Source organism: Nocardioides sp. NPDC057577, assembly GCF_042801335.1.
GTDB lineage: Bacteria > Actinomycetota > Actinomycetes > Propionibacteriales > Nocardioidaceae > Nocardioides.
In genome coordinates this window covers 1-9,701 of sequence record NZ_JBHVGB010000210.1, presented here as the reverse complement: position 1 = coordinate 9,701, position 9,701 = coordinate 1, and the positions used below count along the sequence as shown (strand labels likewise).

Genomic DNA, 9,701 nt, shown 5'->3' with positions numbered 1-9,701 from the left:
GGATTCTGGGTCAGAACGAGCCGACTCGGCGGGCGGGTGGCGAGGCGTTGGGAGAGGTGGGAGACCAGGTCGGCGGAGTCCTCGCGGGCGCCGTCGATGTAGGTCGAGCGGCGACGGCGCAGGACGGGGAGGCCGGTGACGTAGAGGCCGGGTAGGTCGGTGATGCCGCCGTCGTGGCGGATCGCGCCCTTGCGGTCGAAGGCCTCGGCGTCGAGGAAACGGTGGTCGGGCTTGATGCCGGTCGCCCAGACGACGGAGCCGATCTCGCCGGAGGTCAGTGAGAGCGACAGCAGCGGCTCGGGTACGCGGGTCGGCTCGAGCCGCTCGCCGGCGCCGCCGAACCTCTCGTCTATGCCGGCCAGCAGCCGGTTGGCCTTGAGGTCGGCGAGCGCCGCCACATTGGCCAGCGAGCCCGAGAAGAGCGCCTCGCCGTCGCGCAGTGCGGCCAGCTTGCCGACCACGCGTACACCGGCGTCCTGCAGCGTGTTGAGGTCGAGGGTCGTGGTGCCGCCGACGAGCTGGAAGGAGGAGAGCCGTCGGGCGCGGGTGATGTCGTCGAGCTCGTCCCAGCGCTCGTCGAGGATGCCGGCCTCCTCGATCCAGGCGAAGATGTCGCGCCCGCGGTAGCGGCGCGGCACCCGGACGTGCTCGCCGACGGCCAGGGTCACCGGCCGGCCCGAGGCCTGCAGCTCCGCCGCGATCTGTACGCCGCTGGCGGCCGCCCCGACGACCAGCACGCCGCCGGGCGGGAGCTGGGAGGGACGCCGGTAGTCGACGGCGTGCACCGAGGGCAGGCCGGGCGGCAGGTCGGCGGCCAGGGCGGGGACCACGCCGCGTACGGAACCGGTGGCGAGCACGACGTGCTCCGCGGACCACGGGCCCGCGGAGGTCTCGACCAGATAGCCGTCCTGACCAGGGGAGACGCGGTGGACCTCGACGCCCTCGTGCACCGGAGCCGCGATCACGTCGGCATAGCCGGTGACCAGCGAGGCGACCTGCGCCGCGCTGAGGAACTCGTCGGCCTCCGCCGGGCCGAGCAGCGGCTCGGAGAGACCGGGCAGCCGGTTCATCCAGCCCGGGGTCAGCAGGCGGAGCGAGTCCCAGCGCTGGGTGCGCCACGAGTGAGCGACCTGCCCGCGCTCGAGGACGACATGGTCGATCCCCTCGGCACCGAGTCGGTGGCTCACCGCGAGGCCACTGTGCCCCGCCCCGATCACCGCGACGGTGGTGCGGCGAGACGGGACACCCCTGCTCATGAGACCGAGACGCTGACCGCGGTCGGGTTGGTGAGGATGTCGAAGACGGCCGAGCGCTTCTGCGACTGCGCGACCAGCGCCTCCACGTCCTCCGGGGACGCGTCGGCGTCGATCGAGTAGTTCACGCGAACGCCGGTGAAGCCGTTGCGTACGTCCGCGTCGGCACCCAGGATGCCGCGGATGTCGTGGTCGCCCTCGATGGTCGCGGTGACGGAGTTGAGCTGGATGCCGCGCTGCTGGGCGACGGCGGCGACGCCTGCCGTCAGGCAGCCGCCGAGCGCGACCAGGACGGTCTCGACCGGCGTGGGGCCCTGGTTGTCGGCGGCGAACTGGGGCGGGTGGTCGCCGTCGGACTCGAAGGAGCGCTGGGTCTCCTGCTCCTCGCCGAGGCCGAAGAAGCCCTCGACCTTGCTCCTGGAGTGGGTGCCCTTGACCCACGTGTTGGTCGCGCGCCAGGTGAACCTGGCCGCCTCCGGGGTCGCCTGGAGGGCGGCCCGAGCGCCGAGGAGCGCCTCGACGTTGACGCCGTTGTCGACGGATGTTTCGGTCATCTGAGTCTCCTGAGGTAGGTGATGAACCAGTTATAGCCCAGTAAGTTACTCAACTAAATAGGTCAGCGTCGTGTCTTGCGTGCCGAGATCACGCCGGTGTCGAAGCCGGCCAGGTGCAGGCCGCCGTGGAACCGCGCGTGCTCGATCTTGAGGCAGCGGTTCTGGACGACCGTCAGCCCGGCCGCGCGCGCTGTCTCCGCAGCCTCGTCGTTGGTCAGTCCGAGCTGGAACCAGACCACCGGCGAGCCCAGCACGATCACCTCATCGACGACCGCGGGCAGGTCGCTGGCCCGGCGGAACACGTCGACGACGTCGGGAGTCTCCGGGAGGTCTGAGAGGCCGGCGTAGACGGTGTGGCCGAGCACCTCGCGACCCGCGGCGTTCGGGTTGATGAAGTAGAGCCGGTAGTCGGTGTCCTGGGCGAGGTAGGTGGCGACGTAGTAGCTCGACCGGGCCGTGTTGGGCGAGAAGCCGACGATGGCGATCGACCGCGAGGCCCGGAGCAGGCCCTGCCGCTCGCGGGCGGTCGGCTCGTGCGGGATCTGGGTGATGGTGGTCATCAGGGCTCCTTCGTGGCGGCGGTGAGCGCCTGGTCGAGGTCGTAGATGATGTCGTCGGCGTCCTCGATGCCGACGCTGATCCGCACCAGGCCGGGGGAGACCCCGGCCTCGGCCAGCCGCGACTCGCTGAGCTGGCGGTGCGTGGTGGATGCCGGGTGGATCACCAGCGTCTTGGCGTCGCCGATGTTGGCCAGGTGGCTGGCCAGCTCGACCGACTCGATGAAGCGCTCGCCGGCCGCGCGTCCCCCGGCGATGTCGAAGGAGAAGACGCTGCCAGGGCCTCGGGGGAGATATTTCTGCGCCCGTTCGTGGTGCGGATGGGAGGGCAGTCCGGCCCAGCGGACGTGCTCGACCCGTGGGTCGGCATCGAGCCACTCGGCGACGATCCGCGCGTTCTCCACGTGCCGCTGGACCCGCAGCGCCAGGGTCTCGACGCCGAGGGCGAGCTGCCACGCCGACTGCGGGCTCAGGGTCGCGCCGACGTTGCGCAGGTGCTCGGCGCGGAGGCGGGTGAGGAAGGCGTACTCCCCGAAGTTGCCCCACCAGGACAGCCCGCCGTAGTGCTCGACCGGCTCGTGGAAGAGCGGGAAGCGTTCGGGGGAGTAGGTGAAGCGGCCCGACTCGACGACGACGCCGCCGAGCGTGGTCCCGTGCCCGCCGAGGAACTTGGTCGCCGAGTGCACCACGATGTCGGCGCCCCAGTCGATCGGCCGGGAGAGGTACGGCGTCGGGATCGTCGAGTCGACGACCAGCGGCACCCCGTGCGCGTGCGCGACATCGGCCAGCCCTGCCAGGTCGGCGATGTCGCCCGACGGGTTGGCGACGGTCTCGGCGAAGACCAGCTTGGTCTCGGGGCGGATGGCTGCTGCGTACGCCTCGGGGTCGGAGGATGACACGAACGTCGTGGACACCCCGAAGCGGCGCAGGGTGACGTCGAGCTGGGTGACCGAGCCGCCGTAGAGCTGGGCCGAGGCGACGATGTGGTCGCCGGCGCCGGCGAGGGAGGCGAAGGTGACGAACTCCGCGGAGAGGCCCGACGCGGTGGCGACCGCCCCGATCCCGCCCTCGAGCGAGGCGAGCCGTTCCTCGAACGCGGCGACGGTCGGGTTGCCGACGCGGGTGTAGATGTTGCCGTACTTCTGCAGCGCGAATCGCGCCGCGGCATCGGCGGTGTCGTCGAAGACGAACGACGCCGTCTGGTAGATCGGCAGCGCCCGGGCGCCTTGGGCGGCATCGGGGATGTTGCCTGCGTGGATCGCGCGGGTGTTGAAGCCGTAGGCATGGTCGGTCATGAGTCTCCTAGGAAGGTCCGGACGAGGTCGAGGTAGCCGGGCGGGTCGAGCAGGAACGAGTCGTGGCCCCAGGTCGAGGCGATCTCGTGGCGCTCGACGTCGACGCCGGCGCGGCGAAGCTCCTCCTCGATCAGGACCGAGTGGGACGTGGCGAAGCGCCAGTCGGAGTCGAAGGAGATGACCTGGAACCGGGTGTCCCGGATGCGCTCGGCGAAACCCGCCGAGGCGAAGGGGTCGAAGTAGTCGAGGAGACGGGAGAGGTAGAGATAGGAGAGCGCGTCGAAGCGGTCGACGAAGGAGCTCGCCTGATGGTCGAGATAGCTCTCGATCTCGAAGTCGATCTCGAACCCCGGCGCCGAACCGTCGCGCCGGGAGCGGCCGAACTTCGCCTCCAGTCCCGGCTCGGAGACGTAGGTGACATGACCGAGCATCCGCGCCACCGCGAGCCCGTTCGCGGGGACGACGCCGTGGTCCGGGTAGTGCCCGCCGCGGAAGTCGGGGTCACGCAGGATCGCCTGCCGGGCGACGTGCGAGAGCGCGATGTTCTGGGCGCTCAGTCGGGCGGAGGCGGCGACCAGGACGGCCCGCTCGATCTGGCCGGGCGCGTCGGCGGCCCACTGCAGGACCTGCATGCCGCCGAGCGATCCTCCGACGGCGGCATGGAGTCTCTCGATGCCCAGGTGGGCCAGCAGGCGGCGGTGGACGGTGACCAGGTCGGCGACGCCGATCTGGGGGAACGAGAGGCCCCAGGCGCGGCTGGTGGCGGGATCGGTCGATGACGGCCCGGTGGTGCCCCGGCAACCGCCGAGGAGGTTGGCGCAGACCACGAAGAACCGATCCGTGTCGACCGGCCGCCCCGGGCCCACCATCGTCGGCCACCATGTCGCTGCCTCGGCGTCGCCGGTGAGCGCGTGGGCGATGAAGACGACGTTGTCGCGGGTGGGCGCCAGGTCGCCATAGGTGGCGTAGGCGACGTCGACCGGCGCCAGCGTGCCGCCGCCGGAGAGCGGCAGCGGGCTGCACTCGTCGAAGAGGCGCTCACGTCGGACGGTGGTCATCGACACCCTCTCTGCACTAAGTCAAGTTGCTAACTAGAGAATTTAGCGCGCGAGTCGAGGTCCCCGGGCGGAGTCTCATGAAGGGCTGGTTGACTAGCGCCTGTGACCAGTCCTGACACTCCCGAGATCGACCTGACGACCGACGTGGTGACGCTGACCCGGCAGCTGATGGACATCAACTCGGTGAGCCTCGACGAGCTCGAGCTGGCCGACGCCGTGGAGCGGGCGCTGGCTGCGCACGACCACCTCGTCGTCGAGCGGCGGGGCAACTCGATCGTGGCGCGCACCGACCTCGGCCTTCCCGAGCGCGTGGTCATCGCCGGCCACCTCGACACGGTGCCGGTCAACGGCAACTTCCCGAGCCGCCTCGACGAGGCCACCGGCATCCTGCACGGCCTGGGCGCGTGCGACATGAAGTCTGGTGACGCGGTCATCCTCAAGCTCGCCGCCACCCTCTTGACACCCAACCGCGACGTGACGTACGTCTTCTACGACGCCGAGGAGATCGAGGCCGTCCACAACGGCCTCGGAAAGCTCGCGGCCAGTGAGCCCGACCTCCTCGCCGGGGACTTCGCGATCCTGATGGAGCCGTCGAACGCGGGCGTCGAGGCAGGCTGCCAGGGCACCCTTCGGGTCGAGGTACGCACCGCCGGCGAGCGCTCCCACAGCGCCCGCGCCTGGCGCGGCGTCAACGCCATCCACAAGGCCGGGGAGGTGCTCCGCCGCCTGGAGGCGTACGTCCCGCGCAAGCCGGTCATCGACGGCCTCGAGTATCACGAGGGTCTGAACGCGGTCTTCGTCAAGGGCGGAGTGGCGGGCAACGTGATCCCCGACGAGTGCGTGGTGACGGTCAACTACCGCTTCGCGCCGGACCGGAGCGAGGAGGAGGCGCTGGCCTTCGTGACCGACTTCTTCGAGGGCTATGACGTCACCCTGACCGACTCGGCCCCGGGTGCGCTGCCGGGCCTGGACCGTCCCGCCGCGAAGGACTTCATCGCCGCCGTCGGCGGCGAGGTGGGACCCAAGTTCGGCTGGACCGATGTGGCGCGGTTCACGGTCCTCGGCATACCGGCGGTCAACTATGGTCCAGGTGACCCGATGTTCGCCCACAAGGCCGACGAGCACGTGCGGATCTCCGAGATCACCACCTGCGAGCAGGCCCTTCGTGATTGGTTGACCGCATGACCCGACGCAGCGGCTCCGGCCCACGCCCCACCAAGGGGCGCCCCGCCGGCAGCACCACCGACCAGCGACTGCTGGACAGCTCCGGCCACGGCGACTGGGTCCACACCGACCCGTGGCGGGTCATGAAGATCCAGGCCGAGTTCGTCGAGGGGTTCAACGACCTCTCCGAGATCGGCCCGGCGATCAGCGTCTTCGGCTCGGCGCGCACGCCCAAGGACCACCCGACCTACGCCCAGGCCGAGGCGATCGGCCGTGGTCTGGCCGAGGCCGGTTTCGTGGTGATCACCGGCGGTGGCCCGGGCACGATGGAGGCCGCCAACAAGGGCGCTCTCGAGGCCGGTGGCGAGTCGATCGGCCTCGGCATCGAGCTGCCCTTCGAGGCCAGGCTCAACGACTACGTCAGCTTCGGGCTCAACTTCCGCTACTTCTTCGTGCGGAAGATGATGTTCGTGAAGTACTCCCAGGGCTACGTCGTCATGCCCGGCGGACTCGGCACCATGGACGAGCTCTTCGAGGCGATGACGCTCTCCCAGACCAAGAAGATCACCCAGTTCCCGATCGTGCTGATGGGCGTGGAGCACTGGCAGGGGCTGCTCGACTGGATGCGCGAGACCATGCTGGCCGACGGCCGGATCAAGCAGAGCGACCTGGACATGATCACCCTCACCGACGACGTGGACGAGGCGGTCGAGCTGATGTTGAAGGCGCGTGACTGAGGCGATGGGTTGGATCTTCGCGGCACTCATCGTGCTGGCTCTCGGAGGAGTCGCCCTCGTCGCTGCCGGGACGGGCGCGCCGATGGGGGAGGAGTACGGCGACCAGCCCGATGCTCTGGTGCCCCGCGACCGCGTCCTGGAGGCGGCGGACCTGCGTCACGTACGTTTCTCGGTGGCCTTCCGCGGCTACCGGATGGACGAGGTGGACGCTCTGATCGCCCGCCTTGCCGAGGAGGCAGAATGGCGTGAGTCGACCGCGGCCGGGGATGCCGATGCCGAGGTCGGAGTCGGGGGACTCACATCACCAACGCCCGAGCCCGATTCGGGCTCGCCCGACGTCTAGGACAGAATCGCTGCCGTGAGTTTCGCCGCCGTACTCGTCTACGCCGTGACCGCCCTGGTCGCGGTGATCGTTGCGCTCACCTACCTGAAGCCCCATCTCCTGCAGCCGCGGGAGCCGGGGCTGCCGCCCAAGATCCACCTGTACGCCGGCGCAGCCGGCCTCCTGGTCTGGGTCCTCTTCCTCGTCTCGCCGTCGTCGTTCTTCCTCGGCGGCGACGTCCCGGGTGTGATCGGTCTCTTCGGGATCTGGCTCGCCGCGATCGCCGGGATCTACCTGCTCCTCCGTCGGCTCAGACAGAACCGCGCCGGGGCCGCCGGCCCCGACGACTACGGCTATGGCAACGACTACGACGACGGCTACGACGGCTACGACGAGGAGTACGCAGAGGACGGCTACGGCTACGACGAGACCGGTTATGACCAGGCCGGCTACGCCGAGCCTGATGGCCGGGCGGGCTACGCGGACCCACGCCGCCCGGTTCAGCAGCCTGTTCCTCAACCCGTCGCCCCGGCCACCGCTCAACCTGTCGCCCAGCAGGGACGACCGGCTGCTCGTCGGCCCGAGCCCCGGCGAGCGGCATCGGGTGTCGACGAGACGGCCGTGATGGCGCCGGTCGAGCGGGATCCCTCGCCTGTTCCGCCACCTGCTCCAGCCCCTGCCCCGGCTCCATCCCCAGTCCCGGCCCCGGCCCCGGCTCCTGCGCCGACGCGGGACGGGCAGATCGGTCGCCGCGTGGCCGGGCGGCAGACACCGCCCCCGCCGACGCCGCAACCCCAGCCCTCCCCGCAGCGGTCTCCGCGGCGGGCGGCCGCGCCGCAGCCGCCGGCTCCCCAGCAGCCCGTACGTCACCAGCCCGCGCCCCAGCCCCCGGCCCCGGAGGCCCCCGGCCGGCCGCGGCAGGACCGCCCGGCGCCCGCGCGACCCGCACCGGAGCGGCGAGCCCCGGAGCAGCCGATGCGTGAGCGTCCGGCTCCCCAGCGTCCGGAACCTCAGCGTCCGGCACCTCAGCGTCCGGAACCCCAGCGTCCGGCACCGCGTCCCGCGCCCGAGCAGCCGCAGCCGGGTCAGGGCGAGCCGGGCCGCGGCGGCCAGGACCCGTGGGGCCGCCGTCAGGAGCCGCCGCAGCGCCGCTCGCGTGGCTACGACGATCGCTACGACGACCGCCGCAACGACAGCCAGGACGAGTTCGCCGACCGCCGCTACCGGCGCGACAGCAGCTACTCCGACTACCCGGGCCAGCAGCAGCCGAACCAGCCGAGTCCGCCGCGCGCGCCGCGCCCGGCGCCCCGACCAGACTCCCGGCCCGACCCTCGACCGGCACCCCAGCCCGCGCCTTCACCGCAGGCGCCGGGCCGGCCGTCAGGCCGCCGTACGGAGCAGCAGCCCGAGGCGTACGACCCCTACTCCTTCGAGTCCTACGGTCCGCAGGACCGCGACCGGGAACGGGTCGAGCCCCCGGCCCAGATCCCGCCCGCGCCCGAGGCCCAGCCGCGTCGACGTCAGCGGGACCAGGGCTACTCCTCGACCGGCTCCGGGCATCGCGACGAGCCTGCCTATGCGGGCTATGAGCAGGGCTACGACCAGGGCTACGACCAGGGCTACGACCAGGGCTACGACCCGGCGTACGCGCAGGGCTACGACCACGACGACGCCTACGACCGCGGCTATGACGAGCGCTACGACGAGCGTTACGACGATGCCTATGATCGGTCCGTCGGAGGCGACCGTCGGGACCGGGGCGGAGCGTTCAACGAGTCGTCCGGTGCGGCCATCGTGGTGCACATCACGCTGGTGATCCTCGCGATCTGGCTGACCTGGGCGTACGGAACCTCGGTCATCTGACAGGTTCGAAGGCAGGTCAACCCGCCGAAACTCCCACCTTGCCGTCAGGTCTGCGGACCTGATGAGGGATAATGGACGTGCAATGCGCGCTCCGAGGCCATCCGGCAGGTGAGCGCCGACACGCGAGACACGGAAGAAGGTGCCGCATGGCGGCGATGAAGCCGCGGACAGGAGACGGTCCGCTGGAGGTCACCAAGGAAGGTCGGGGCATCGTGATGCGCGTCCCGCTCGAGGGTGGTGGCCGGTTGGTCGTCGAACTGAACGCCGAAGAGGCCGCCGCGCTCGGCGAAGAGATCAAAGGTCTTGGGCTGAACGCGTAGATGACCACAACGCTGCCGTCATCGGCTCTGCCGTCGCAGGTCGGGCCGCCCACCTTCACGCTCAACCCGCTCGGCCCGGAGCGCCTCGATGCCGAGATCATCGCGCTGCCGGTCATTCCGGGCGACGATGTGTTGACCATCGGACCCGGGGCCGCCGACCTCGGCGACCGGCACGACCTCCTGGGTCACCTCGAGTTCGAAGGTGCCACCGGCAGTGCCGGTGAGGTGACGACGTACGCCGTCACCGGCTCCGGCACCCTGCGACAGATCCTCCTGATCGGTGTCGGCGCGCAACGTCGCGACGACTTCCGGCGGGCGGGGGCCGCGCTGGCTCGCGCCGTGCGGGATCGGTCCGAGGTGGTCACGACCATTCCGGCGGCGGACCCGGAGGTCGGGTTGGAGCCGTTCGTGGCCGGCGCGACGCTGGGGTCCTTCCTCTTCCACTGGCGCTCCGAGGGCGCGCCGTGGAAGCCGGTGGAGACGATCACCCTGGCCGACCTCGGCGACGACCAGGCGGCAGCGTTGGACCGGGCTCAGGCGATCGCGCGCGCCAGCGGGCGCGCGCGGTTCTACGCCTG

Annotated in this window: 11 protein-coding genes; 6 read left to right on the top strand and 5 right to left on the bottom strand. The window is 70.9% G+C overall.

The genetic code is table 11. The annotated features are described in order from the left end of the window. The 5 genes from ACFU7D_RS26520 to ACFU7D_RS26500 form a co-directional block, all read right to left on the bottom strand. On the bottom strand, window positions 1–1,256 hold a 1,256-nt coding region (locus ACFU7D_RS26520), incomplete at its 3' end, for an NAD(P)-binding domain-containing protein (protein ID WP_378873025.1). Continuing rightward, window positions 1,253–1,807 (bottom strand): OsmC family protein, encoded by a 555-nt coding sequence (locus ACFU7D_RS26515; RefSeq protein WP_378873023.1) that lies wholly within the window; start codon window positions 1,805–1,807, stop codon window positions 1,253–1,255. The genes ACFU7D_RS26515 and ACFU7D_RS26520, both read right to left, overlap by 4 nt. 62 nt (window positions 1,808–1,869) lie before the next feature. Next, a complete protein-coding gene (locus tag ACFU7D_RS26510) occupies window positions 1,870–2,367 on the bottom strand; it encodes a CoA-binding protein (protein ID WP_378873021.1) in 498 nt (165 codons plus the stop codon). Further along, complete coding sequence (locus tag ACFU7D_RS26505) at window positions 2,367–3,659, bottom strand: O-acetylhomoserine aminocarboxypropyltransferase/cysteine synthase family protein (protein WP_378873018.1); 1,293 nt, start codon at window positions 3,657–3,659, stop codon at window positions 2,367–2,369. The genes ACFU7D_RS26510 and ACFU7D_RS26505 overlap by 1 nt, the downstream gene beginning before the upstream one ends. Continuing rightward, window positions 3,656–4,717: a homoserine O-acetyltransferase gene (locus tag ACFU7D_RS26500; protein ID WP_378873016.1), complete on the bottom strand. Its 1,062-nt coding sequence runs from the start codon at window positions 4,715–4,717 to the stop codon at window positions 3,656–3,658. Before ACFU7D_RS26500 ends, ACFU7D_RS26505 begins: the two co-directional genes overlap by 4 nt. 168 nt (window positions 4,718–4,885) lie before the next feature. Here ACFU7D_RS26500 and dapE point away from each other — a divergent pair, with 168 nt between their 5' ends. From dapE to ACFU7D_RS26470, 6 genes are all read left to right on the top strand, one after another. After that, entirely contained in the window at window positions 4,886–5,902 is a 1,017-nt protein-coding gene (dapE, locus tag ACFU7D_RS26495; protein WP_378873027.1) for a succinyl-diaminopimelate desuccinylase, read from the top strand. After that, entirely contained in the window at window positions 5,899–6,618 is a 720-nt protein-coding gene (locus ACFU7D_RS26490) for a TIGR00730 family Rossman fold protein (protein WP_091049046.1), read from the top strand. Before dapE ends, ACFU7D_RS26490 begins: the two co-directional genes overlap by 4 nt. Beyond that, window positions 6,611–6,961, top strand: coding sequence for a DivIVA domain-containing protein (locus ACFU7D_RS26485; protein WP_378728686.1), 351 nt, complete (start codon window positions 6,611–6,613; stop codon window positions 6,959–6,961). Before ACFU7D_RS26490 ends, ACFU7D_RS26485 begins: the two co-directional genes overlap by 8 nt. A 15-nt stretch (window positions 6,962–6,976) precedes the next feature. After that, window positions 6,977–8,803, top strand: coding sequence for a hypothetical protein (locus ACFU7D_RS26480; protein WP_378873014.1), 1,827 nt, complete (start codon window positions 6,977–6,979; stop codon window positions 8,801–8,803). A 146-nt stretch (window positions 8,804–8,949) separates the two neighbouring features. Continuing rightward, on the top strand, window positions 8,950–9,123 hold the full coding sequence (locus tag ACFU7D_RS26475; protein ID WP_008358749.1) for a DUF3117 domain-containing protein: 174 nt from the start codon (window positions 8,950–8,952) through the stop codon (window positions 9,121–9,123). Beyond that, window positions 9,124–9,701 (top strand): M17 family peptidase N-terminal domain-containing protein (locus ACFU7D_RS26470; RefSeq protein WP_378873012.1); only part of this gene is annotated, 578 nt, incomplete at its 3' end.